The organism is Sphingomonas sp. GW821-FHT02B09 (assembly GCF_059421875.1).
In genome coordinates, this window is sequence record NZ_JBWKVV010000013.1 from 14376 (window position 1) to 39747 (window position 25372).

The 25372-nt window shown below is 68.1% G+C and carries 16 protein-coding genes and 1 tRNA gene; 11 read left to right on the forward strand and 6 right to left on the reverse strand.

The genetic code is table 11. The features are described 5' to 3' along the window. The first annotated feature begins 98 nt into the window (after positions 1–98). Positions 99–1886, forward strand: a complete 1788-nt coding sequence (locus AC07U4_RS23525; protein ID WP_495197375.1) for an arylsulfatase — start codon at positions 99–101, stop codon at positions 1884–1886. Further along, positions 1883–2740, forward strand: coding sequence for an SUMF1/EgtB/PvdO family nonheme iron enzyme (locus AC07U4_RS23530; protein ID WP_495197376.1), 858 nt, complete (start codon positions 1883–1885; stop codon positions 2738–2740). The genes AC07U4_RS23525 and AC07U4_RS23530 overlap by 4 nt, the downstream gene beginning before the upstream one ends. A gap of 220 nt (positions 2741–2960) precedes the next feature. On the opposite strand, the gene AC07U4_RS23535 is transcribed toward AC07U4_RS23530, so the two are convergent. Next, positions 2961–3983 carry a LacI family DNA-binding transcriptional regulator gene (locus AC07U4_RS23535; RefSeq protein WP_495197377.1) on the reverse strand — a complete coding sequence of 341 codons (1023 nt, stop codon included), beginning with the start codon at positions 3981–3983 and terminating at the stop codon, positions 2961–2963. A 230-nt stretch (positions 3984–4213) separates the two neighbouring features. Here AC07U4_RS23535 and AC07U4_RS23540 point away from each other — a divergent pair, with 230 nt between their 5' ends. From AC07U4_RS23540 to AC07U4_RS23570, 7 genes are all read left to right on the forward strand, one after another. Continuing rightward, positions 4214–4909 carry a DUF6445 family protein gene (locus AC07U4_RS23540; RefSeq protein ID WP_495197378.1) on the forward strand — a complete coding sequence of 232 codons (696 nt, stop codon included), beginning with the start codon at positions 4214–4216 and terminating at the stop codon, positions 4907–4909. A 183-nt stretch (positions 4910–5092) separates the two neighbouring features. Then, a complete protein-coding gene (locus tag AC07U4_RS23545; protein WP_495197379.1) occupies positions 5093–8305 on the forward strand; it encodes a TonB-dependent receptor in 3213 nt (1070 codons plus the stop codon). Between the two features lie 130 nt (positions 8306–8435). Continuing rightward, on the forward strand, positions 8436–9164 hold the full coding sequence (locus AC07U4_RS23550; protein ID WP_495197380.1) for a SapC family protein: 729 nt from the start codon (positions 8436–8438) through the stop codon (positions 9162–9164). Next, a complete protein-coding gene (locus tag AC07U4_RS23555; protein ID WP_495197381.1) occupies positions 9161–10189 on the forward strand; it encodes a cupin-like domain-containing protein in 1029 nt (342 codons plus the stop codon). The genes AC07U4_RS23550 and AC07U4_RS23555 overlap by 4 nt, the downstream gene beginning before the upstream one ends. Further along, the gene (locus tag AC07U4_RS23560) at positions 10186–11700 is read left to right on the forward strand and encodes a tryptophan halogenase family protein (protein ID WP_495197382.1); all 1515 of its coding nucleotides are present in this window, start codon (positions 10186–10188) and stop codon (positions 11698–11700) included. The genes AC07U4_RS23555 and AC07U4_RS23560 overlap by 4 nt, the downstream gene beginning before the upstream one ends. 180 nt (positions 11701–11880) lie before the next feature. Further along, positions 11881–14112, forward strand: a complete 2232-nt coding sequence (locus AC07U4_RS23565; RefSeq protein WP_495197383.1) for a glycoside hydrolase family 3 N-terminal domain-containing protein — start codon at positions 11881–11883, stop codon at positions 14110–14112. Between the two features lie 359 nt (positions 14113–14471). Further along, positions 14472–16838, forward strand: coding sequence for a membrane-bound PQQ-dependent dehydrogenase, glucose/quinate/shikimate family (locus tag AC07U4_RS23570; RefSeq protein ID WP_495197384.1), 2367 nt, complete (start codon positions 14472–14474; stop codon positions 16836–16838). Positions 16839–17001: 163 nt separating this feature from the next. Here the strand turns inward: AC07U4_RS23570 and AC07U4_RS23575 are convergent. The 3 genes from AC07U4_RS23575 to moaA form a co-directional block, all read right to left on the reverse strand. Beyond that, positions 17002–17076, reverse strand: a tRNA-Asn gene (locus AC07U4_RS23575). A gap of 79 nt (positions 17077–17155) precedes the next feature. Further along, the gene (locus tag AC07U4_RS23580) at positions 17156–17932 is read right to left on the reverse strand and encodes an NAD kinase (RefSeq protein ID WP_038658258.1); all 777 of its coding nucleotides are present in this window, start codon (positions 17930–17932) and stop codon (positions 17156–17158) included. After that, positions 17929–18942 (reverse strand): GTP 3',8-cyclase MoaA, encoded by a 1014-nt coding sequence (gene moaA / locus AC07U4_RS23585; RefSeq protein WP_495197385.1) that lies wholly within the window; start codon positions 18940–18942, stop codon positions 17929–17931. Before moaA ends, AC07U4_RS23580 begins: the two co-directional genes overlap by 4 nt. Before the next feature lie 107 nt (positions 18943–19049). On the opposite strand from moaA, the gene AC07U4_RS23590 reads away from it, so the two are divergent. After that, positions 19050–20708 (forward strand): EAL domain-containing protein, encoded by a 1659-nt coding sequence (locus AC07U4_RS23590; RefSeq protein WP_495197386.1) that lies wholly within the window; start codon positions 19050–19052, stop codon positions 20706–20708. Next, positions 20702–21109: a YybH family protein gene (locus tag AC07U4_RS23595; RefSeq protein WP_495197387.1), complete on the forward strand. Its 408-nt coding sequence runs from the start codon at positions 20702–20704 to the stop codon at positions 21107–21109. Before AC07U4_RS23590 ends, AC07U4_RS23595 begins: the two co-directional genes overlap by 7 nt. A gap of 386 nt (positions 21110–21495) precedes the next feature. On the opposite strand, the gene mfd is transcribed toward AC07U4_RS23595, so the two are convergent. Together mfd and AC07U4_RS23605 are read right to left on the reverse strand one after the other, a co-directional pair. Next, positions 21496–24978, reverse strand: a complete 3483-nt coding sequence (mfd, locus tag AC07U4_RS23600) for a transcription-repair coupling factor (protein WP_495197388.1) — start codon at positions 24976–24978, stop codon at positions 21496–21498. A 108-nt stretch (positions 24979–25086) separates the two neighbouring features. Next, entirely contained in the window at positions 25087–25353 is a 267-nt protein-coding gene (locus tag AC07U4_RS23605) for an FAD assembly factor SdhE (protein ID WP_038658272.1), read from the reverse strand. Between the last annotated feature and the right edge of the window lie 19 nt (positions 25354–25372).

Genomic DNA, 25372 nt, shown 5'->3' on the forward strand with positions numbered 1-25372 from the left:
AACGAAAAGCATGAATCCCCATCGGCTTGGTAGGAAATCTTTATTGAGGCTTCGGGGGCGGTGGCTATGCGTGCGTGGACCATCGCAAGGGAGCAAGCATGACCGTCAGACAGATTCTCGCAGCGACGTCGGCGTTGGTCGCGGTGGCAAGCGCCGCGCCCGGCGTCGCGGCCGGACAGGCGACGTCCGCTGCCGTATCGCCGGCCCCGGCGTCGCAGCGCCAGCCCAACTTCCTCGTCATCGTCGCGGATGATCTCGGCTGGTCGGATCTCGGCGCGTTCGGCGGCGAGATCCAGACGCCCAATCTCGATACGTTGGCGCTGTCGGGCGTGCGCTTCACCGGCTTCCATACCGCACCGACCTGTTCGCCGACGCGTTCGATGCTGATGAGCGGCGTCGACAATCACGAGGCGGGGCTCGGCACGATGGCCGAGTTGCTCGGCGATGCGACGCGCGGGCGGCCGGGATATGAAGGCTATCTCAACGACCGCGTCGCCTCGATCGCCGAATTGTTGCACGCCGGCGGCTATGCGACGGTGATGGCGGGGAAATGGCATCTCGGGCTGACCCCCGAGCGCGAACCCGCCGCGCGCGGATTCGAACATAGCTTCGCCCTGCTCCAGGGGCTGTCGAACCATTTCGGCGAGGATCAGAACGCCGCCTGGGCCGCCGCGGGCTATGCGCCGAGTTACCGCGACGACGGCAAGCCGGCGGCGCTGCCGAAGGGCAGCTACTCGGCAGATTATTTTGCGGATCGGTTGATCGGCTATCTCGACGGTGCGGCGCGGGCCGGCGATGCGCGCCCGTTCTTCGCCTATCTGCCGTTCACGACGCCGCACTGGCCGTTGCAGGCGCCGGCGGAGACGATCACCAAATACAAGGGACGTTACGACGCGGGCTATGAGGCGTTGCGTGACGCCCGGCTCGCACGCCAGAAGCAGCTCGGCCTCGTGCCCGCCGATGCCGTCGCGCATGCGACGGAAAAGGTGCCCGCCTGGTCGTCGCTCGGCGCCGAGGGGAGGGCGATCGAGGCGCGGAAGATGGAAGTCTATGCGGCGATGGTCGACCGGATGGATCAGAACGTCGGCCGGGTGATCGCTGCGCTCAAGCGGCTCGGCCGCTATGACGATACGATCATCCTGTTCTTCGCCGACAATGGTCCCGAGGGCAATGTCATCGAGGCGCCGAGCCCGCGGTTCAAACCGGCGACGCCCGGCGCAGCCGCGGCCGACGCCCCGAAGCAGCCCGAGCCTGCATTGGGCATCGACAACAGTCTCGCCAATATCGGCAGGGGCAGCAGCTACGTCGGCTATGGACCGGGCTGGGCGCAGGCCAATTCGACGCCGTCGTGGCTGGTCAAGGGCTATCCGACCGAGGGCGGCATCCGGGTCAGCGCGTTCGCGGCGGGACGCGGCGTCAAGGGCGGCGGCCGCATCGCCAACGCCAATCTCGACGTCCGCGACGTCGCGCCGACGCTGCTCGATTATGCGGGGCTGCGCCAGCCGCAGCACTTCGCCGGCCATCCGATTCTGCCGCACGAGGGGCACAGCCTGCGCCCGGTGCTCGCCGCGGAGGCGGCCGGCGTGCGCACCGCGCAGGAGCCCGTCGGCTACGAATTGTTCTTCCGGCGCGCGCTGCGCAAGGGGGACTGGAAGGCGGTCTACCTGCCGGCGGGGACCAATCGGTATACGCGGCAGGGGGTGAGTACGGGACGCTGGCAGCTCTTCAACGTCGCCGCCGATCCCGGCGAGACCAGGGATCTCGCGGTGGCGGAGCCGGGCAGATTGACCGAGCTGGTCGCCGCTTATGATGCCTATGCCAAGGCGAAGGGGGTGGTGCCGTTGCCCGCGGCGGAAACCGCCGCCGCTCCGGCGGCGCGGCCGTGACGCGCGGGGGTGCGCTGCTGCTGGCGCTGGTCGCGCTGACCGGGATCGGCGCGCGTGCGCCGGCGGTGACGGCGCGCTGCCTGACCGGGGACGCCCGCGTCTTCATCCCGGCGGGTGCGGTCCTGCTCGGCGAGGATGGCGACGGGCGGCCGGGGCAGGCGACCCCGGTCGCCGCCTTCTGGATCGATGCGCACGAGGTGACCAACCGCCAGTTCGCCGCCTTCGTCGCGGCGACCGGCTATCGCACCCGCGCCGAGCGCGACGGCGCGTCCGCGCTGTTCGTGTCACCGGCGCAGCCGGTGTCGCTCGACGACGCATCGCGCTGGTGGCGGTTCGTCAAGGGCGCCGACTGGCGGCATCCGCAGGGGCCGGGCAGCGACCTGTCGGGCAAGGCGGACGAGCCGGTCGTCCATGTCGACCGCGACGATGCGGTCGCTTATGCCGGTTGGGCCGGCGGCGCGCTGCCGACCACCGAGCAATGGGAACGCGCCGCGCGGGGCCGTCAATATGCCGGTCGCGCGCCGATGGATTGGGCGTTCCCCGGCGGCAAGCCGCGCGCGAACGTGTGGGAAGGCGTCTTTCCGATTCGCGATACCGCGGACGACGGCTATGCCGGCCTCGCCCCGGTCGGATGTTTCGACGCCAACGATTTTGGCGTGTACGACATGGTCGGCAACGTATGGGAATGGGTCGCCGGGCAGGATGCGGTCGGGCTGGTGAAAGGCGGCAGTTTCCTGTGCGCGGTCAATTACTGCGCGAACTTCCGCCCGGCGGCCTATCAGGCGCAGGAGCATGATCTACCGACATCGCATATCGGCTTTCGCATCGCGTATCGGAGTGAGCGAAGATTCTGAACACTGACGTGTGATAGACAAACGTCCGGTTCGGGGGGACGGGACCGCGGCGCTACATTGTCCCAGTCTTGGTCGGAACGACTATCCTGATTAGCCAGGGCCGGGGCCGGGCTTTGCGGACAGACCGACCAACGGCTGATTGCGTTCTCTGAGAACGGGACGTTCGGCAGGAGAGGGCGCTCGCGTCACCGATCTCGTCCGGTCTGACCAGACGGGGCTGCTAACGCTTCGCCACGCCGGTCGATTGCCGGATGATGAGCTCGTGGCGATGGCTCCGGCATAGGATCGGGGGCGTGTCCTTGAGCTGGGCGACGACCATATCGGCGGCGGCGACCGCCATGTCGAACACCGGCTGGCGGACGGTCGTGATCGCCGGCCAGGCGATGCGCGCGACTTCCGAGTCATCGAAGCCGGTGATCGACACGTCGCCCGGCACCGTCAGCCCGGCCTCCAGCGCCGCGATCAACGCGCCGACCGCCATGTCGTCGTTCTGCGCCAGGATCGCGGTCGGCCGATCGGCGCGGGCGAGCAGCGTCGTCGCGGCGGCATGGCCGCTTTCATAGGTGTAGAAGCCCTTCGCGATCCGCTCCGGGGCGATGGTGATGCCGGCCGCGGCGAATGCCTCGGCGAAGCCCTGCATGCGCGCGTCGGCCGAGGCATGGTTGGGGTCGCCGGTGATGATCGCGATGTCGCGATGGCCGAGGCCGATGACATGGGCGGCGATCTCGCGCGCGGCGGTGACGTCGTCGATCAGGTTGCTCGGTCCCGCCTCGATCAGGCGGGTGGGCGCGATCCGCGCGAAGCGGATGCTCGCCGCGGTCAGATCGGCCATGATCCGTTCGCTGTCGGAGGCGGGCGGCGCCAGCACGACGCCATCGAGCGCCGCCGAGCGGAGCAGCCCGACCACGTCCGCTTCGTGCGCCGAGATCGATGCGATCGGAATGACGACGAGCCGGTAATGTTCGTCACGCAACCGCTCGAGGACGCCCTTCTGCAGATCGACGACGTAACTGGGCGAGGGGTTTTCGTAGACCAGGCCGATCAGGTGCGAACGGCGCTGAACCAGCGCGCGCGCGAGCATGTTGGGATGGTAATTGACCGCCGCCGCAGCTTCCTTGACCCGGCGGATGATGTCTTCGGTCACGTGCGGCTGGCCATTGAGCACGCGCGATACCGTCTTGATCGACACGCCGGCGTGGCGGGCGACGTCGACGATCGTCGTGCGGTGATGTCCCTTGACCATGAGGCGGTGTACGAAGCGTCGTCGCTTTGGTCCACTCTGGATGGCGCCGCTTGGATGGCGGCATGCTGTTGACAACGTCGGACAAATTGTATCGAATTGTCTCTGCCGCCAACGAGCGGGACGGGGAGAGAGACCATCCACTACGTCGACTTGCAGACGTTGCAGCGGACGCCCGGCGCGACCTGGTATGAGGAAGTCGTCCGCCGCAAGCCGATCGTATGAGGCGTGGCATGGCATTCGCCATCGCGGATGACGCGCGGCTGACCGCCTCAGCGATCGGCGCAGAACGCGAACCGCTGCTCGATGCCGCGGGGCTGCTAGCCGATCCCGCCGCGCTGGTCGATGTCGCGGCGGCGAGCCGCTTCACCCCGGCTTATGGCCCGACCGGCGGCTATCCTGGCCTGCGGGCGGCATTGCCTGATGCCTATATCCAGTCGGTCGTCGACGTGCTGGTCGGACCGATCGCCGAGGCGTTCGGGCTCGGGGCGGTTCGTCCGAGCCGCGCACAGGGGGCGTTCTCGCTGGTGACGCTGGCGCCGACGGCCCTGGCACCACCGCAGCGTTCGCCGCACGTCGACTCGGTCGACCCGGCGCAATTCGCGATCCTCCATTATCTGTGCGACGCCGGCGCCGGTGGCACCGCCTTTTATCGCCATAAGGCGACGGGGTTCGAGCTGCTCGATGACTGCCGGCTTGCCTCCTATCGGGCGGCACGCGCGACCGAGGCCGCCCCGCACGGCTATGTCGACGACGGCGCACCCTGGTTCGAGCGGACGATGCAGGTCGGCGCCGCGTTCAACCGGGTGATCGTCTATCGCAGCTGCATCCTCCATTCGGGGACGGTGCCGACGCCGGATCGGTTGACCGCCGATCCACGCAGCGGAAGGCTCACCGCCAACATCTTTTTGACTCTGGCTTCGGGCTGATCCGTCCGCGAGCCGATGACGCCCAATGTTGTTTTGTCGCACATAACAAAAGCGCAACAAAACGTCGCGATTTGGTATACTTTTATTGCTATTGACAACGTAGGACACGACAGTAGGTCTTGGCCCCGAGGCAAGCCAGGGTCGCCGACGACAGGCGGCTGCTTGACCATAAGGGGAGGAAGCATGAGGGGATTTTCGCCATTGAGGGCGCTCGTCTGCACGACATCGGTCGGCGCGATCGCATTGTGTCTCACCACGCCCGCATCGGCCCAGGTCGTCGGCGGCGGTGACGACAGCAACGCGCCCGCCACCAATGCGCAGCCGGGATCCGAAGACGCGCCGCGCGCCGCGCAGGACGGCGCCACCACCGCCACCGCGGAAGGGTCGGGCGAGGACATCGTCGTCACCGGTATCCGCGCGTCGCTCAATCGCGCGATCGACATCAAGCGCAACTCGAACGGCATCGTCGACGCGATCTCGGCCGAGGACATCGGCAAGTTCCCGGACACCAACCTCGCCGAATCCCTGCAGCGGGTCAGCGGCGTGTCGATCAACCGGGTCAACGGCGAGGGCGCCGAGGTGACCGCTCGCGGCTTCGGCGGTGGCTTCAACCTCGTGACGCTCAACGGCCGGCAGTTGCCTGCGACCAACCTGCAGGGGGTCGGCGGCGACCAGAGCGTCGACTTCGCCACCGCGACCGGCCGTTCGTTCGACTTCGGCAACCTCGCGTCGGAAGGCGTCAGCACGCTCGAAGTCTACAAGACCGGGCGCGCCGCCATCCCGACCGGCGGTATCGGCGCGACGATCAACGTCATCACCCGCAAGCCGCTCGATTCGCGGCAGTCGGGCCTGTCGGGATCGATCGGCGCCAAGGCGTCGTACGATACCAGCATCTCCAAGGACGAAGACGGCCTGGCGAAAGTCACGCCGGAAGTGTCCGGTCTTCTGAACTGGAAAAATGATAGCGATACCTTCGGTGTCGCGCTGTTCGGCAGCTACCAGAAGCGCAACTCCGCCGCCGCCAGCTCGACGTCGAACGCCTGGAACATCCGGACGATCGACAATCCCGGCGACATCTTCGGCGCCAATACGGTGATCAACAACCGCCCGCCCGCGGGCAGCCTGATCGCCTTCCCGAACGATGCGCGCTACCATTTCTCCGAATCGACTCGCGAGCGCATCAACGCTTCGGGCGTCATGCAATTCCGCCCGGTGGAAAGCCTGCTGCTGACCGCGGATGTGCTGTGGGCGCAGAACCGCCAGAACGAGGCGCGGCAGGATCAGACGAATTGGCTCAACCGGCCGTTCGGCACTGTCACCTTCGACAACAGCCCGGTGCCGACCGCGACGGTCATCTCGCAGGCGGTGCCCGATCCCAAGGACACCGGCTACGAGCAGCAGTTCCGCGCCACCAAGGACAAGCTGGAGGAATATGGCCTCAACGCGGCGTGGGACGTCAGCGACAAGTTCAAGCTGGTCGCCGACATCCAGCATTCCAAGTCGCAGGCGCTGCCCGACGCATCGAACGGCGCGAGCTCGACCCTGTTCTCGATGGGTGCGAACGTCGTCAACGGGCAGACGATCGACTGGTCGCGCGGCTTCCCGCAGGTCAGCGAGACGATAAACGACTGTAACGCACTGTCTTCCAGCGCCGGACCGGGCCGCGTGATCGGCAATTGCAACGGCCAGCTCGACGCAGGCGATCTCGGCACCCAGGTCGCCCGCACCAACTCCGCGCGGCAGATCCAGACGATCAATCAGGCGCAGCTCGGCCTCGGCTGGGATCTCGGCGGCGGCAGCAAGGCCGAATTCGGTGGCAGCTACATCGATTCGAAGCTTCGTTCGACGCGGACCCAGACCACGCAGACGCTGGGCGACTGGAGCATCAGCAATCCCGGCGAGGTCGAGGCGCAGGCCGCAGGCCTGATCAAGACCTTCTGCCTCGTCTGCAAGTTCGATCACTTCAAGCCCGGCGTCACCGGCCCCGGCCTCAATGCCTTCCGCGGCAATGCGGTGGCGCTGAACAACATTTTCTCGCCGCTTTATGCCGCGCGCGGCAATCCCGTCACCGCCGGCTCGGCGAATGACGACAGGATCGAGGAGAAGATCGCCTCGGCCTATGGCCAGCTGACCTGGAAGGGCCAGATCGCCGGTGCGGATGCGACCATGGTCGTCGGCGCACGCTACGAAGTCACCAAGGTGAGGGCGTTCTCGCTGGTCAACGGACCGTCGGCGATCATCTGGACGTCGGACAACGACTTCAACGTGCCGGGCTCGTCGGCGGCGACGCCGCTGTCCGGCCGCGGCAGCTACGACAATCTGCTGCCCGCGATCGATTTCCAGATCTCGCCGTTCGAGAACGTCATCACCCGCGTCTCGTTCAGCAAGACGATCGCACGCCCGTCCTACGGCGACCAGTTCGTCAGCTCGACCGCCGCTGCCGGCAGCCGCGCGACGCTGTTCGGCGGCCAGCCGAATGGCACGACGGGCAACCCGAACCTGCGCCCGCTCGTGTCGGACAATTTCGACATATCCGCGGAATGGTACTTCAAGTCGTCGAGCTACCTGTCGGCGGGCTTCTTCGACAAACGGGTGCGCAACTTCGTCGGAACGGGCTTGTCGAACGGCAATCTGTTCGGCCTGCGCGACGCCACCACCGGAGCGGCAGGCTCGCGATCCGGCACGGCGGCCGAGGCGCTCGGCCGGCTCGGTCTCGACCGGACCGACATCAACCTGTTCAGCTATACGGCCCGGCTGGTCCAGAACGGCGGCAACGTCGCGCAAACCGACGCCGATATCCGCGCCAACAGTTCGGGCACCTCGGTCAACGGCGGCTATTTCGACCAGCTGTCGCGCTCGGTCGACATCACGCCCGACGCCAACGATCCGCTGGCGATCTTCTCGATCGCGTCGCCGATCAACAATCGCGACGCGGAAATCTACGGTGCCGAGTTCGCCGGCCAGTATTTCTTCGGCCGGACCGGCATCGGCGTCGCGGCGTCCTATACGTTGGTGCGCGGCAATGTCGGCATCGACGTGCTGGCGGCGCCGACCGCGGATCAGTTCGCCTTGCTCGGCCTGTCCGACACGGCGAACGCCTCGCTGATCTACGACAAGAACGGTCTGTCGGCACGCCTGACCTACAATTGGCGCGCCAAATACCTGTCGGAGATCGGCCGTGGCGGCACCACCGATCGCAATCCCGTCTTCTTCGCGCCGTATAGCAGCGTCGATGTCAACGTCAGCTGGGACATCAATCAACAGATCGCCGTCTCGCTCGAAGGTATCAACCTGACCAGCGAATCGGTGCGCAGCTACGGACGCTCGGAAAACCAGACCTTCTTCGCGCAGGAAAACAAACCGAGACTATTGCTCGGCGCGCGTTATCGATTCTGAACTTATCATCGATTACGTCTCCCCTTGGGGTCGCTCTTCGGAGCGGCCCATTTTTTTGGAAGACGCTTGCTGACCCGGACGATGCACGGTACGCCATCGGCAGGGACAGGATCACGATTTACCAAGAGAGATGCTGACGGCGATGAACCGCGTGCTGCTCAACAATATCGATCATGCCGATCTGCGCGTCGCGATCCGCGCTGGCGCGGCGTTCGGCGATGGCGTCAACCAACTGCCGATCTTCCCGTCCGAATTCGAGGAGGCGCAGCGCGTCTTCCCGATCATCTTCCGCGAGGAGAACGGGGCTCTACAGCCGTATGCGCTGCTGGGTCTCGACCGTGACGAAAATCTGTTCCTCGCGGGCGATCGCTGGACGAGCGACTATGTCCCCGTCTTCCAGCGCCGCGGACCCTTCTCGATCGCCGTCGGCAAGACGGCCACAAGCGGCGACGACGAACCGATGGTGCATGTCGACCTGGACGATCCGCGGGTCGGCGCGCCCGACGGCCTGCCCCTGTTCAAGGAGCATGGCGGCAACGCGCCGCTGCTCGACCATATGACCGACGTGCTGCGGACGATCTTCCAGGGTATGGAAACGACCGCGGCGATCTGCGCGGCGTGGCGCGACGCGGGACTGTTGCGCGCGATCACGCTGCAAATCTCGCTCGACGACGATCGGACCTATGAGGTGCCCGATATCCTCACCGTCGACCGTCAGGCGCTCGCCGGTCTGTCCGGTGAAACGCTGGAGCGTCTGCACCGTCACGGCCTGCTCGAAGACGCGATATTCGCCGCGGCATCGCTCGGCAACGTCCAGCGGCTGATCGCGCTGAAGGCAGCGCGGCAGGCGGGCCGGTGAGCGCTGCCGCCATCACCGACCGGCGCGTGGCGGAGGTGGCGGCCACGGACGCCGCCTTCGATCCCGACGCCCTCGTCCGGCGCGGCGAGCCGGTGATCGTGCGCGGCCTGGTACGCGACTGGCCGCTCGTCGCCGCCGGCCGCCAAGGCAATGCGGCGGCGGCGGACTATCTGCTGTCCTTCTATAGCGGTCGGCCGGGTGTCGGCTACACCGCGCCGGCGGGAGCGGGCGGCCGCTATTTCTACGACGAGAGCCTGACGCGCCTCGATTTCGCGGCGGAGCGCGTCGACCTCGCCGCCTATCTCCGCCGCATGCTCGCCGGCACGGAGGCGGGCGCCGCATTCTACGTCGGCTCGACCGACCTCGGTCAATTCTTTCCCGGCCTCGCAGCGGCCGGCAACGATTTGGCGCTGGACGAGGCGGCGTTCGGGCAGGCGTTGCGCAGCATCTGGATCGGCACGCGCACGATCGCCTCGGCGCATTACGACATGTCGAACAACATCGCCTGCGTCGCCGTCGGCAGGCGGCGGTTCACGCTCTTCCCTCCCGACCAGATCGCGAACCTCTATCCCGGTCCGCTCGAGCCCACGCCGGGCGGGCAGGTTGTCTCGCTGGTCGACTTTCGCGCGCCCGATCTCGATCGCTTCCCGGCCTTTGCCGAAGCGCGGCGGCATGCCCGCGTCGCCGAGCTGGAGCCGGGTGATGCGGTCGTCTACCCCGCTTTGTGGTGGCATCACGTCGAGGCGCTGTCCGACTTCAACGTCATGATCAATTATTGGTGGAATACGGCGCCGGCTTTCATGGACTCGCCGATGACGACGATCCTGCACGCCCTGCTCAGCCTGCGCGACCGCCCTGCGCCCGAAAAGGCGGCCTGGGCGGCGATGTTCGACTATTACGTCTTTGGCGAATCCGGTCGTGCCGCCGCACATCTGCCCGCGCCGGCGCAGGGCGCGCTCGCCCCGCTCGACGCGCGTGCGGCGCGCCTGCTGCGCGCCCAATTGCTGCAACGGATCAACCGATGAACGGGCCGGCGACGCCCCGCCGCATCGTCATCGCCGGCGGCGGCACCGCGGGCTGGCTGGCGGCCGCGATCCTGACCCGCCAGCTCGGTCCGTTCGCCGACGTCACGCTGGTCGAATCGGACGAGATCGGCACCGTCGGGGTCGGTGAATCGACCATCCCGACCGTCCGCGCCTTCCACGCGCTGATCGGCGTCGACGAACGCGAATTCATGCAGGCGACCGGCGCCAGCTTCAAACTGGGGATATCGTTCGAGAATTGGGCGCGCGAGGGGGACCGCTACATCCATTCGTTCGGCGATGTCGGCCAATCGACATGGATGAGCGATTTCCACCATTTCTGGCTGGAGGCGCAGGCGCGCGGCGTCGCCGAACCGTTCGGGTCCTATTGCTACGAGCATGAGGCCGCCGCGGCCGACCGCTTCGCCATCGGCGGGACGCCGGCGCTCAACTACGCCTATCATTTCGATGCCGGCCGCTATGCGCGGTTCCTCCGCGGCAAGGCGGAGGCGAACGGCCTGCGCCGGCTCGAAGGCAAGATCGACCGGGTCGTCCGCGATACTGAAAGCGGCGATATCACCACGCTGATCCTCGACGACGGCACGGCCGTCGCCGGCGATCTGTTCTTCGATTGCACCGGCTTCCGCGCGCTGCTGATCGGCGAGGCGCTCGGCGTCGGGTTCGAGGATTGGGGCGACTGGCTGCCGACGAACCGCGCGCTGGCGATGCAGACCGAGGCGACCGGCCCGGCGTGCCCCTACACGCGGGCGATCGCGCACGATGCCGGCTGGCGGTGGAAGATCCCGCTGCACCATCGCGTCGGCAACGGGCTGGTCTATTGCGCCGACTATCTCAGCGACGATGCCGCGCACGCGCGCCTGTTGGCGACGGTCGAGGGCGCGGCGCTGATCGAGCCACGGCTGATCCGCTTCCGCACCGGCCGGCGCAAGGCGGCGTGGCAGCACAATTGCGTCGCGCTCAGCCTGGCGAGCGGGTTCGTCGAACCGCTCGAATCGACGAGCATCCACCTCATCATGATCGCGCTGACGCGCTTCCTGCAATTGCTGCCGAGCGAGCGGCCAAGCGCCTCGGCCATCGCCCGCTTCAACGTTCAGGCCGCCCAAGAGATCGAGGGCGTGCGCGACTTCATCATCCTCCACTATCATCTCACCGGCCGCGACGAGCCTTTCTGGCGCGACCGGAGAGCGATGGCGATCCCTGACAGTCTGTACGACCGCATCGCGCTCTTCCGCGACAGCGCCAACGCCTATCAGGCTGATCACGACCTCTTCCGCGTCGCGTCGTGGCTGCAGGTGATGCTCGGCCAGCGCCTTGCCGCCGCGAGCCACCACCCGCTGGTCCGATTGATGCCGTCCGATCAACTGCGATCCGCCTTGCGGGATATGCGCACGAGGATCGCGCGGTCCGTCGACGGTTTGCCATCGCATCAGGTTTTTCTGGATGGCTACGTTCGACCAGCAGCCGATTCAGGTAGCAGTCCGCCCGAGCCGTAACGCCGGGCAAGCGGCGATACCGGCGCCGAAATCGTCGATCTTGGTAGATGAACGACGGCTCGACATTGGCAGGATTGTCGGTAGCCTTTCCGGCAGGGTGCATGCGCGACGCGATCGCGGTGCTCGTAAGGGAGCCGGTCTCGGACATTCGTCCCACTGGTCCCACATGCGGAGAGAGCCATGGTTTCCCGCCGATCTGTTCTATTGGGCATGTCGACGCTGCCGGCTTGGCCTGCGCTCGCCCGGGAGGCGCAGGATCGGATCGACGACCTCATCGGGCGCATGACGATCGAGGAGAAGGCGGGGCAGTTGTCCTGCTTCTCCGATACGATCCGGCCGCTCGGTCGACCGACCAATCCGGGTGAGGCTGCGCGCGACGCCGCTGCGATGCTGACGGCGATCCGCGCGGGGCAGATCGGCATGCTGTTCAACGGCCATGGCGTCGCGGGCGCCCGCAAGGCGCAACGGGCGGCGTTGCAGAGCCGGCTCGGCATTCCACTGGTCTTCGCAGCCGACGTCATCCACGGCTATGAGACGATCTTCCCGATCCCGCTGGGGGAGGCGGCGGCGTTTGATGCTGCCTTGTCGGAACGGATCGCACGGGCGGTGGCATCCGAGGCGACCGCGGGCGGCCTCCACTGGACGTTCGCACCGATGGTCGACGTCGCCCGCGATCAGCGCTGGGGCCGGGTCGCCGAAGGCGCCGGCGAAGACGTCCATCTCGGCTGCGTGCTGGCCGCGGCGCGCGTAAGAGGGTTTCAGGGCGACGATCTGTCGGCGGACGATGCGCTTTGCGCCACCCCCAAGCATTTCGCGGGTTATGGCGCCGTCGCCGGAGGCATGGAATATGGCGCGGTGGACGTGTCGTCCGCGACGCTACGAGCCGTCCATGTCCCGCCGTTCGCCGCGGCGTTTGCAGCCGGTGCCGGCGCGGTGATGGCGAGCTTTACCGACGTGAACGGCATACCCGCCACCGCCAACCGCCCGCTGCTGACCGGTTTGCTGCGCGACGAGCTGGCGTTCCGCGGGCCGTGCGTCTCGGACTATCAAGCGGATCTCGAGCTGATCGCGCATGGCGCCGCCAGCGACGGAGCCGACGCGGCGCGGCGGGCCATTCTGGCGGGTACGGATGTCAGCATGCAAAGCGGCCTCTACAATGCGCATCTGCCGGCATTGGTCGCGGCAGGACGGGTGCCGATGGCGCGGGTCGATGAGGCGGTAAGGCGCGTCCTGGGGCTGAAGATGCGGTTGGGGCTGTTCGATCGACCATTTCGCTCGCTCGACCGTGCCGCGGAACGGACCCGGATCGGCACGTCGGCGACACGCGCGCTGGCACGGGAAGCCGCCACACGTGCGGTCGTTCTGCTCCGCAACGATGGCGACCTGCTGCCGCTGTCGTCCGCAACCAAGCGTATCGCATTGATCGGACCGTTCGGTGACGACCCGGCGCAACTCGACGGCCCCTGGAGCTTCGCCGGCTACCGGCGCACGGGCATCGATCTGGCCACCGCGCTGCGCGGCAGGATCACCGCCCCGACACGCTTGATCGTGGAGCCGGGCAGCGGGATCGAGGCGCCGATCCCCGGCGGGATCGATCGCGCCGTCGCGGCTGCGCGGGGCGCCGATATCGTGTTGCTCGCGATCGGCGAAGGCGGTGACATGTCGGGGGAGGCGAACAGCCGCACATCGATCACCATACCGGTTGCCCAACAGGCGCTGGCCGATGCCGTCGCCGCGACGGACAGACCCATCGTCGTGCTGCTGCGCCACGGCCGGGCGCTCGCGCTGCAGGGAGCGGTGGCGGCAGCGCCTGCGATTCTGGCGACCTGGTTTCTCGGCTGCGAGACGGGGCCGGCGCTGGCCGACATCCTGTTCGGCGACGTCGAGCCTACCGGCCGGCTGCCGGTGAGTTTCCCGTTCGCAACCGGTCAGGAGCCCTGGTCCTACGATCGGCTCCCCACGGGGCGGCCGCCACCAGCCGAACCGCAGCCACAGGGTGGTACGGGCAGGTGGCGCGATGCACCGGATGCCGCGCGTTATGCGTTCGGCCATGGCCTCGGTTACACGCGATTCGCGCTCGAGACCGTCATCGCCCCGCCCGTGCTGGCGGACGCGAGCGACGTGGTCGTCACCGTCCGCAACATCGGCGCACGGCGAGGGACGCATCTCGTGCAGCTGTACGTGCGTCAGCGCGTCGCCAGCCTCGCCCGGCCGGTGCGGCAGTTGAAGCGCTTCGCCCATGTGACCCTCGACGCAGGCGAAAGCCGGGCCGTCGCCTTGCCCCTCGGCCCGGCGGATCTGGCGATAGTGGATGGCACGGGCGCGCGACGGATCGAGCCCGGTGATGTCGACATCTGGATCGCGTCTAGCTCCGCCGATCCGGGCTTGCACGCGGTGACACGGCTGGTGTGACAGATGACCGTGCCATATCGCGCGTGGGTCATCGTACGGCCACTCGGACGGCGCGCCACTCTCCTCGCCAATCATAGAGTTCTGCCGTCGTCGCGTACTCACGCAGGTGTGCCAGTCTGCCGTCGCACAGCTTCGCGATAGTGGCGCCGTCGAAACTCTTTTCCTCGCCGCGCCAACTATAGTGAAAGGTCCATTCCGCGGTCTCACCGTCCGCCGAGGATCGTGGGTTACGGACGGTCCAGTCGATCACCCGGCCGTTCTCAGCCGGCGTTGGGTAAGCTCGTCGCCGGTCGAGAGGCTCGTCTGAAACTTCACCCTCTTCGCGCGTTGAACGGGAAACAGTTCGAAAGGGAATGGCAATGGCTCGGCACTACCGGCTGGCGATCGCATGGTGTGTGGCCATTCTCGGCGGTTTGTTCGCCGTCGCCGGCGGCGTGCTCGCCTCGCTCGGCGGGTCGCCATATTATCTGGTGGTCGGCATCGCGATGGTGGTCAGCGGCGCGCTGCTTGGCCGCGCCGCTCGGCTCGGCCGTATGTTGTTCGTGGGCCTCTGGATAGGCACGCTGATCTGGGCGGTATGGGAGGTCGGGTTCGACGGGTTGCAACTCGTCCCGCGCTTGGTAGCGCCGACCGTCCTGCTGGCGCTGGTGCTGCTGACTGGATGGCGGTCGCGATCGTGGCGATCACGGGCGCACACCGTGCCCGCCGCGGCGGCGGTCCTGCTCGTACTCGGCATCGGCGGCACCATGGTGCACGGCGATGGCGTCGAGGCACAGGATGCCAACCAAGGCGCTGCGCTTTCCTTCGCGCCGACGGGCGAGGCCGACGGAGACTGGCGCGACTATGGCGGCACGCCGTCGGGACGACGCTTTTCGGCGCTCGCCGACATCACGCCGCAGAATGTCGGCCGCCTGCAACTTGCTTGGACGCAGCGCACCGGCGACCTCCCCGCCGCGGCCGAGAGCAAGGAGCACAAACGCGAATATCATTCGGAAGCGACACCGATACACATCGGCGACACGCTCTACACCTGCACGCCGCACTCGTTCGTGCAGGCGATCGACGCGACGACCGGCAGGACGAAGTGGAGCTGGCACGAGGACGCGCCGATACAGGGCAATAACTACCTGGTCTGTCGGGGTGTCACCTATTTCGAGGCACCGTCAGGAACGCCGTGTCCGCATCGCATCTTCGCCCCCACGTTCAATGCCCGGCTCGTCGCGCTCGACGCGGATACGGGCCGCCCGTGCGAGAGCTTCGCGAACCGCGGTGCGATCGACCTGCGCACCAACATGGGTACGTCGAAGCCTTCGGATCAGATCGGCACCACGCCGCCAGTAGTCGTAAACAACCGGCTGATCATCGGCGAGCGGATCATCGACAACGTCAACCGCGACATCCCCTCGGGCGTCGTGCGCGCCTATGATCCGGTGTCCGGTGCGCCGGTTTGGGCGTGGGACGTCGGCCGCTCGCAGGACGCGATCGCGCCGCTGCCGGCCGGACAGACCTACACGCGGGGCACGCCCAACGTCTGGGGTGCGATCACGGCCGACGCGGCCAACGGGATCGTCTACCTCGGCACGGGCAACGCTTCGCCCGACTATTGGATCGGATATCGCCGGCCGTTCGACGACCGGTTCGGCTCGTCGATCGTCGCGCTCGACATCGCGTCGGGCAAGCTGCGCTGGACGCGCCAGCTCGTCCATCGCGACATGTGGGACATGGATCTGCCGATCGGCCCCTCGTTGTTCGACTATCGTGCGCCGAACGGACAGGTGATCCCGGCGCTGATCCAGACGACCAAGATGGGGCAGGTGTTCTTCCTGAACCGGCTGACCGGCGCGCCGATCGCGGCCATCACCGAGAAGCCGGTGCGCACCGACGGAGCGACGCCGGGGGTGCGCGTGTCGCCGACGCAGCCCTTCTCGACCGGCATGCCGAGCTTCACTCCGCCCGCGCCGACGGAGGTGGCGACATGGGGTGCGACGCCGATCGATCAGTTATTTTGCCGCATCGACATTCGGCGAGCGCAAGGGGCCGGCATCTACCAGCCCATGGGGCTGAGGCCGATCATCGGTCATCCCGCGTTCGACGGCGTCACCGACTGGGGCGGCGCGGCGGTCGATCCGGTGCGCGGCGTGATGACGGTCAACACGATGGAGATGCCGTTCAAGCTGTGGCTGATGCGCCGCGACGATCCGCGCGTCGCCCAATTGATGAAGCAGAAGCAGGGAGGCGAGAATGCCATGCAGGCGCAGCTTCAGACACAGTACAACACGCCTTATGTCGCGGTCGTAAAGGCGTGGGTCGGCATCTTCGGCGCACCCTGCGTCGCGCCGCCCTGGGGCCATTTGACCGCGGTCGACCTCGGCACCCGCAAGATCCTGTGGAAGAAGGCCCTCGGCACCGCGCGCGATACCGGGCTGTTCGGCTCGCATCTCGGCGTGCCGATCAAGACGGGCGTGCCCAATCTCGGCGGCTCGATCATCACCGCGGGCGGGCTCGCGTTCATCGGCGCGACGACGGACCAGTACCTACGGGCCTTCGATCTCAATACCGGAAAGGTGGTGTGGAAGGCCAGGTTGCCGGCTGGAGCACAGGCCACCCCGATGACCTATCGAGGGCGGGACGGGCGGCAGTATGTCGTGATCACTGCGGGCGGACATGGTGCGCTGGGCACACGCTACGGCGATTACACGCTGGCCTATGCCCTGCCGAAGAGCTGAAGAACGATGGCCAACCATTCGCGAGCGACCACCGAATCTGGGTGAGCACGGCCCTGCATTGCCCGCTGCCTATCAGGCGGTGTCCACCAGCCGTCCGGTGCTCTGCCGAGGCACGTATATGGGGAGGGGGTTAGACCGACGCCGACCCCGCAATGGGGGGAAATGGCTCCCTGAGTAGGATTCGAACCTACGGCCGCTCGATTAACAGTCGAGAGCTCTACCGCTGAGCTATCAGGGAACGTTGCGTCGTGGAGGGGGTCTATAGCCGCCAGAAATCGGAGTGCAACCCCGTTGTCACCTTTTTCCACAGCTTCGTGTCAGGAGACGAACTGCTCCATCGTGATGCGGTCGTCGAGCGCGTGCTCGGGGTCGAACAGCAAGGTCAGCTCGCGCGCGCGGTCCATGCAGATCGCCACCTCGGCGACGTCGCGGAACTCGCGCTGGTCGGCGACCGCCGAGACCGGGCGCTTGGCGGGGTCGAGCACGCGCAGCGTGATCCGCGCCTTGTCGGGCAGGATCGCGCCGCGCCAGCGCCGCGGCCGGAACGGGCTGATCGGGGTCAGCGCCAGCATGTTCGAGCCGAGCGGCAGGATCGGCCCCTGCGCCGACAGATTGTAGGCGGTCGACCCCGCCGGCGTCGCGACGAGGATACCGTCGCAGGCGAGTTCGGGCATGACGACGCGGTCGTTGACGGTCACTTCCAGCTTGGCGGTCTGCCGCGTCTCGCGCAGCAGCGACACCTCGTTGATCGCCGGCGCGCGATGGACGCGGCCGTCGATGCCGGTGATCGTCGCGGCGAGCGGCGTCACCTTGAACGACTTGGCGCGGTCGAGCCGCTCGCCGATGCCGTGGCGGCGCCATTCGTTCATCAGGAAGCCGACCGTGCCGAGGTTCATCCCGAACACCGGCACCGGCGCCGCGCGCCGGTCGAGCAGCCCGTGCAGCGTCTGCAACATGAAACCGTCGCCGCCCAACGCGATGATCACGTCGGCCTCGGCGGGATCGACCCAGTCGAGCGCGTCGGCAAGCTCCGCCGCCGCGGCCTGCGCGGGTGCCGTCGGGGAGGCGACCAGCGCCCGCCGCTCGTAGCTCATCCGCCGGTGACGCTCATGTGGCGGGCGACCGCGGGCGCGGCGTCGCGGCCGATGCGGAAATCGTGCCGCGCCGGCTTGCGGGTGAGGCCGAGATCGATCGCCGCGTCGAGCCCGTCGATGCCGCCGTCGCGCAATGCCGCCTTGAGATCGACCTGATCGTCGTGGCCGAGGCACAGATAGAGCTTGCCCTCGGTGGTCAGCCGCACGCGGTTGCAGCCATCGCAGAAGTTGGCGGTGAGCGGCGAGATCAGGCCGAGCTTCGTATCGGTTCCCTCGACCCGCCAGTAACGGGCCGGGCCGCCGGTGCGATGCGCGTCGCGGTGCAGGGCGAATTGCGTCTGTAGGTCGGCGAGCACGCGGGTCAGCGGCACGAAGCGATCGGTGCGATCCTCGTCGATCGCGCCGAGCGGCATCGTCTCGATCAGCGACAGATCGTGACCTTCTTCGACGCACCAGCGCAGCATCGCCGGGATCTCGGCCTCGTTGAGCCCGGCGAGTGCGACCATGTTGATCTTGACCGCGAGCCCCGCCGCCTTCGCCGCGGCGATCCCGCGCAGCACCTGGTCGAGGTCGCCGTGGCGGGTGATGTAGCGGAAGCGCGCGGCGTCGAGGCTGTCGAGGCTGACGTTGATCCGGCGGATGCCGGCGTCGACCATCTCCTGCGCATGCTGGTCGAGCCGCGTCGCATTGGTCGTCATCGTCAGTTCGTCGAGCCCGGCGCCGACGTGGCGGCCGAGCCGCCGCACCAGATCGCCGACGTCGCGGCGCACCAGCGGCTCGCCGCCCGACAGGCGGATCTTGGTCACGCCGCGCGCGATGAACCGCTCGGCGATGATCGCGATTTCGTCGAGGCTCAGCAGCTTGGCACGCGGCAGGAAGGTCATCTGCTCGGCCATGCAATAGCGGCAGCGCAGGTCGCACCGGTCGGTGACCGAGATGCGCAGATAGCGGATGGTGCGACCCTGGGGATCGACCAGCGCCGCGGCGGATTGGGGGAGAACGCTGGTCATAGGATGGAGCTAGGCGGTCAACCGTCCAGCGACAAGTCCGTTCCCGTTCGACAGATCGCCACCACCTGCCATTGCCGCTTTGCGGTCAGGGGCTTAGGCAGGGGGCAATGGGTATCGAGGCCGAGCGGGCGACGCTGTTCATCGTTTCGGGCGCGGCCCGCAGTGCGGGCGACGCCGCGGTCGGCGATCTGCCCGGCTGGCGGATCGTCGCCGACGAGGGCGGCGAGGGGGTCGCGGCACGCGCGCTGGCGAGCCGGCCGGCGCTGTTGCTGGTCGACGGCCGCGGCGATCCCGCCGGCGCCCTCGCCGGCGTCCGCGCGCTCGGCGGTCTCGCCGGGGCGACCGGCGGCGCGTTGCTCGCGGTGGTCGACGACGGCGCGGCGCTCGACGAACTCCACGTCGCCGGCGCCACCCACTTTCTGATCGACCGCGGCGATCCCGCCGAGCTCCACCAGGCGATCCGCTTCGCCGCCCGCACGCCGCCACGCGAGCCCGGCGAGCGCCGCGGGCGCGGCATCGGCATCAGCGTCGAGGCGGGCGATGCCGAAGCCTGGATCGGCAGCCGCCTCGTCGCGGGCACGCCGGTCGGCGTGCTGATGATCGCGCTGTCGCGGCTCGACATCCTCAATGCGGCGCGCGGCCGCGCAGTCGGCGACGCGCTGATCGCCGCGGCGCGCGCGCGGGTCGAGGCGATCACGCTGGCGCTGCTCGGCCCGGCCGGCTTCGTCGCCGCGCCGACCGGCGGCGACATGATCGTCGCCGCCGCCGCGGCGCCGGCGACGCTCGCCACGCTCGCCGCCGCGCTCGACGCCGCGCTCGCCCAGCCGCTGCTGGTCGGCGCGCGCCAGGCGGTGCTCGGCAGCCGCTGGGGCATGGCGGCGAGCGGCCCCGACGACGATGCCGCGCGGCTGCTCCGCCGCGCCGGCGAGGCGCTGGTCGCCGCCAAGGCGAGCGACGGCGCGATGATCCGCGTCGCCGGTCCGGAGGGCGCCGCGCCGCTCGATTCGCTGGCGATCGACCTTCATCTCGCGATCGAACGCGGCGAGATCGACGTGCTGTTCCAGCCGCAGGCGCGGATCGATGCGCGGACGATCACCGGCGTCGAGGCGCTGGCGCGCTGGCATCACGGCCGGCTCGGCCCGCTCGGCGCCGACGCGCTGTTCGCCGCCGCCGACCGCGCCGACCTCGGCATCGCTCTGTCCGATCACATCCAGCGGCTGGTGCTCGCCCGCGTCGCCGCCTGGCCCGCCGCGCTGTCGGCCCTGCGCGTCTCGCTCAACCTCACCGCCGGCGACCTCGGCCGGCCGGGCTTCGCCGCGCTGTTCCTCGACCGGGTCGCGGCGAGCGGCGTGCCGTTCGACCGCCTCACCGTCGAGATCACCGAGACCGGCGCGATCCGCAATCTGGAGGCTGCCGCCGAGGTCCTCGCCACGTTGCGCGCGGCGGGGGTGCGGGTGGCGCTCGACGATTTCGGCACCGGCTATTCGAGCCTCGCCTATCTCACCGCGCTGCCGCTCGACTATCTCAAGCTCGACAAGGCGCTCGCCTGCGGCATCGCCGCGACCGCGCGGCAGCGCGGCGTGGTGCGCGCGGTGATGACGCTGGCGCGCTCGCTCGACCTGCCGGTGATCGCCGAGGGGGTGGAGACCGACACCCAGCGCGCTTTGCTCGCCGCGGAGGGCTGCGCCTATCTACAAGGCTATTGGCTCGCCGAGCCGCTCGACGAGGCGGCGCTCGCGGCGATGGTGGAGGGGACGCGATGCTGATCGTACCGATGATGCTCGCCGCAGCAGCGGCACCGACGACCGCGGAGGCGGCGATCACCGCGGCGATGACCGACAGCGCCGCCGGCTGGAGCGCGGGCGACATGCCGCGCTTCCTCGCCGTCTATGCCGAGGATGCGGTGTTCGTCACCAAGGATGGCCTCGTCCGCGGCAAGCCGGCGATCGCCGCGCGCTATGCGAAGACTTACGGTGCCGATCCTGCCGCGCGGGGGCGATTGTCGTTCCGCATGCTCGGCTTCCGCCGGATCGACGCGAATCATCGGATGCTCTGGGCGAAGTGGCTGCTCGACTATCCCGGCGGCAAGCAGGATGCCGGCGTCACCTCGCTGCTGTTCGAGCGGCAGGCGGCCGGCTGGAAGATCGTCTCGGACCACAGCAGCTGAGCGGAATAGGGCGGCGTTCGATCAGCCAGCTCCCGCCTGTCCTCCCCCTCCGTCACCGCTTCGCGGTGCCACCTCCCCCTGGCGGGGGAGGACTAGGCTTTGGCGTGCGCAACCAATCCTCGCAGCCGGCACGATCAAATCCTCCCCCGCCAGGGGGAGGGGGACCGCTCGGCGCGAGCCGAGGGGTGGAGGGGGAGGATGGGGCGGGAGCTTCGATGAGGTACCCGACGGCACGATCTGTCGGCGGGAGGAATGACTACTCCGCTGCCTTCACCAGACCCTCCAACCACCGCACCCACCTCCGTTCGCCCTGAGCTTGTCGAAGGGCAGGTGAGGCTCACGCCCACCGACAAGCTCGGGGCGAACGGCGCATGGCCGCGAGCCGTTCACCCCGCCGCCTTCGCCAGCCCCTTGGACAATTGCAGCGCGCCATGCAGCCGCGATTTCGCATCCGGCCACGCCCGTTGCAGCACCAGCTTGCTGTCCGGCCGCAGCTTCGCGACGCCGTTCAGCCGCTCGACATAGGCCAGCAGCCCGGGAACGTTGGGCGGCGTATCGTCGTGGAAGCCGACCAGCACCCCGCGCGGCCCGACGTCCATCTTGGCGATACACGCCTTCCTCGCATTGAGCTTGATCTCGATCACCCGGATCAGATTGTCGGTCGCGTCGGGCAGCGGCCCGAACCGGTCGATCATCTCGGCGGCGAACGCCTCGATCTCGCGATTGTCCTCCAGCTCGTTCAAGCGGCGATACAGGCCCATCCGCAAATCGAGGTCCGGCACGTAATCGTCCGGGATCAGGATCGGCGCATCGACCGTGATCTGCGGTGAGAAGTCGCGCGGGCGCAGCGCCATGCCGCCCGCCTTGGCGTCCATGATCGCCTCTTCCAGCATCGACTGGTAGAGTTCGTAGCCGACCTCCTTGATATGCCCGGATTGCTCGTCGCCGAGCAGATTGCCCGCACCGCGGATGTCGAGATCGTGACTGGCGAGCTGGAACCCCGCGCCGAGCGAGTCGAGATCCGACAGCACCTTGAGCCGCTTTTCCGCGGTCTCGGTCATCTGCCGCTCGGGCGGCGTCACCAGATAGGCATAGGCGCGCGTCTTCGACCGGCCGACCCGCCCTCGCAGCTGATAGAGCTGCGCCAGCCCGAACCGGTCGGCGCGGTTGACGATGATCGTGTTTGCCGAGGCGATGTCGATGCCGCTCTCGATGATCGTCGTCGAGACGAGCACTTCGAACTTCTTGTCGTAGAAGGCGCTCATCCGTTCCTCGACCTCGGTCGGGCTCATCTGGCCGTGCGCGACGACGTAGCGGATCTCCGGCACCTCGTTGCGCAGATATTCCTCCAGATCGGGCAGGTCGGCGACGCGCGGCGTGACGATGAAGCTCTGCCCGCCGCGATAATGTTCGCGCAGCAGCGCCTCGCGCAGCACCACCGGGTCCCAGGGGATCACGTAGGTGCGCACCGCGAGCCGGTCGACCGGCGGCGTCTGGATGACCGACAGCTCGCGGATGCCGCTCATCGCCATCTGCAACGTGCGCGGGATCGGCGTCGCGGTCAGCGTCAGCATATGCACGTCGGCACGCAGCGCCTTCAGCCGCTCCTTGTGCGTCACGCCGAACCGTTGTTCCTCGTCGACGATGACGAGGCCCAGGCGCTTGAAGTCGATATTCTTCGCCAGCAACGCATGCGTACCGATGACGACGTCGACCGTGCCGCCGGCGAGGCCTTCCTTGACCGCCTTGGCCTCGCCCGCGGGGACGAGCCGCGACAGCCGCCCCATGTTCATCGGAAAGCCTTCGAAGCGGGCGCTGAAATTGTTGTAATGCTGGCGCGCGAGCAGCGTCGTCGGACAGACGACCGCAACCTGCTTGCCCGCCATCGCCGCGACGAAGGCGGCGCGCAGCGCGATCTCGGTCTTGCCGAAGCCGACGTCGCCGACGATCAGCCGGTCCATCGGCTTGCCCGCCGACAGGTCGCCGAGCACGTCCTCGATCGCGCGATCCTGATCGTCGGTTTCGGCATAGGGGAAACGGTCGACGAAGCTCGGATAGCCGCTGACATCGGGTTCTAGCACGTCGCCGGGATGCAGCGCGCGCTCGGCGGCGGTCTTGATGAGCTCGCCCGCGATCTCGCGGATCCGCTCCTTCATCTTCGACTTGCGCCGCTGCCACGCCTCGCCGCCGAGCCGGTCGAGGCTCGCACCCTCCTCGTTCGAGCCGTAGCGCGACAGCACTTCGAGATTCTCGACGGGCACGAACAATTTGTCGCCGCCGGCATATTCGACCGCGACGCAATCGTGCGGGCTCTTGCCGACGGGAATCGAGGTCAGGCCGAGATATTTGCCGATGCCGTGATCGCTGTGGACGACGAGGTCGCCCGGCGTCAGCGCCGCGATCTCGGCGAGGAAGGCGTCGGCGGACTTCTTGCGCTTGGCGCGCCGCACCAGTCGGTCGCCGAGCATGTCCTGCTCGGTGAGCACCGCAACGTCGGGCGCGGTGAAGCCGTGGTCGAGCGGCAGCACGACGAGCGCGACGCCCGCCGACTTGCCCGTATCGGCGACGCCCAGCGCCTCCTGCCAGCTGTCCGCCGCCTTGCCGCCGTGGAGGCCATGGTCTTTGAGCAGATTGCCCAGCCGCTCGCGCGCACCGACCGAATAGCTCGCGAGGATGGGCTTCTTGCCCGCCTTGCGTAAGCCCTTGAGGTGGTCGACCACCGCCTCGTAGACGTTGGCGCTCGCCGATCGCTCCGGCCCGAAGTCGCGCGGCCCGTCGACGTCGAAGTCCAGTACGGTGGCGCTTTCCGGCTCGTGGAACGGCGTCGTCAGATGCGCACGCGACGCATCGAGGCTCGCCGCCCATTCCTTGGCGTCGAGATACAGCGTCTTCGCGGCGAGCGGCCGATAGCTGCCCGGCTGCGCCGCCTCGGCGCGCTGGCGATTCTCGTAATAATCGGCGATCGATTCCATCCGCCCCTCGGCGGCGCCGGTGACGCCGAAGTCGCGCACCACCACGTCGTCGGCGGAGAGATGGTCGAACAGCGTCGCCAATTTCTCCTCGAACAGCGGCAGCCAATGCTCCATGCCGGCGAGCCGCCGCCCGTCGCTGATCGCCTGATACAAAGGATCGCCGGTCGCGGTGGCGCCGAATTTGTCGCGATAGCGGGTGCGGAAGCGCTTGATCGATTCCTCGTCGAGCAGCGCTTCCGACGCGGGCAGCAGCGTGAAGCCGTCGATCCGCCCGGTGGTACGCTGGTCCTCGGGGGAGAAGGTCCGCACCGTCTCGATCTCGTCGCCGAAGAAGTCGAGGCGCAGCGCCTGTTCCTCGCCGCTCGGGAACAGGTCGAGGATGCCGCCGCGCACCGCATATTCGCCCTGGTCGTGGACCGTTTCGGTGCGGACATAGCCGTTCGCCTGCAACAGCCGGGCGAGATCGTCGCGATCGATCCGCGCGCCGGGCTCCAGCGTCGCGACGAGCTGGCGGATGCGGAACGGCGTCAGCACGCGCTGCGTCGCCGCATTGGCGGTGGTGAGGACGAGTTGCGGCGTCTTCTTCGGTCGCTGCAACTGCCACAAGGCCGCGATCCGCTCCGCCATGATGCGCAGCGTCGGGCTGGCGCGATCATAGGGCAGGCAGTCCCACGCCGGGAAGCTGATGACCTCCAGCTCGGGCGCGAAGAACGCCGCCGTCGCCGCGACCGCGCGCATCGCCGCATCGTCCGGCGCAACGAACACCGCACGGCCGCCCTTGCCGCTATGCGCCGTGGCGCGCGCGAGATCGGCGAGCAGCGACGGCTGGAACCCGGCGGGCACGCCGGCGAGCGTCAACGGGGATTTGGCGGACAGGATCGTCTTCAGATCGGGCAAGGCATGGTCTTCTGTTATCGTGCTCCTGCGAACGCAGGAGCCCAGGGTCACGAGCGACATCGTCTGCCGCTCCGGGTTCCTGCCTGCGCAGGAACATTGGTCATGCGATCAGCGGCTGACCGGCACGTAGCTCAGCGAACGCATCTGCATCATCATCGGCCCGTCCCATTCGGGCGGGCAGGGCAGCGATCCGATCGCCCAGCCCATGATGTCGACATCCTGCTCCTCCAGCAGCGTTTCGAACCAGTCGAGCTGTTCCGGCGTCCAGTCCGCGCCGTGCGCGTCGAAGAAGCCGCCGATCATCAGATCGGCCTCCTTGGTGCCGCGATGCCAGGCACGGAACTTCATGCGCTTGAGGCGGGTGGCGTGATCCATCGACAATCCCATGCAAATC

Excerpts from the sequence above, each read along its gene's own strand:
- AC07U4_RS23565 (WP_495197383.1), top strand. The coding sequence starts at position 11,881 with ATGGTTTCCCGCCGATCTGTTCTATTGGGCATGTCGACGCTGCCGGCT.
- AC07U4_RS23605 (WP_038658272.1), bottom strand. The coding sequence starts at position 25,353 with ATGGATCACGCCACCCGCCTCAAGCGCATGAAGTTCCGTGCCTGGCAT.
- AC07U4_RS23580 (WP_038658258.1), bottom strand. The coding sequence starts at position 17,932 with ATGAGCTACGAGCGGCGGGCGCTGGTCGCCTCCCCGACGGCACCCGCG.
- AC07U4_RS23570 (WP_495197384.1), top strand. The coding sequence starts at position 14,472 with ATGGCTCGGCACTACCGGCTGGCGATCGCATGGTGTGTGGCCATTCTC.
- AC07U4_RS23535 (WP_495197377.1), bottom strand. The coding sequence starts at position 3,983 with ATGGTCAAGGGACATCACCGCACGACGATCGTCGACGTCGCCCGCCAC.
- AC07U4_RS23525 (WP_495197375.1), top strand. The coding sequence starts at position 99 with ATGACCGTCAGACAGATTCTCGCAGCGACGTCGGCGTTGGTCGCGGTG.
- AC07U4_RS23550 (WP_495197380.1), top strand. The coding sequence starts at position 8,436 with ATGCTGACGGCGATGAACCGCGTGCTGCTCAACAATATCGATCATGCC.
- AC07U4_RS23590 (WP_495197386.1), top strand. The coding sequence starts at position 19,050 with ATGGGTATCGAGGCCGAGCGGGCGACGCTGTTCATCGTTTCGGGCGCG.
- AC07U4_RS23545 (WP_495197379.1), top strand. The coding sequence starts at position 5,093 with ATGAGGGGATTTTCGCCATTGAGGGCGCTCGTCTGCACGACATCGGTC.
- AC07U4_RS23560 (WP_495197382.1), top strand. The coding sequence starts at position 10,186 with ATGAACGGGCCGGCGACGCCCCGCCGCATCGTCATCGCCGGCGGCGGC.
- AC07U4_RS23595 (WP_495197387.1), top strand. The coding sequence starts at position 20,702 with ATGCTGATCGTACCGATGATGCTCGCCGCAGCAGCGGCACCGACGACC.
- AC07U4_RS23540 (WP_495197378.1), top strand. The coding sequence starts at position 4,214 with ATGGCATTCGCCATCGCGGATGACGCGCGGCTGACCGCCTCAGCGATC.
- moaA (WP_495197385.1), bottom strand. The coding sequence starts at position 18,942 with ATGACCAGCGTTCTCCCCCAATCCGCCGCGGCGCTGGTCGATCCCCAG.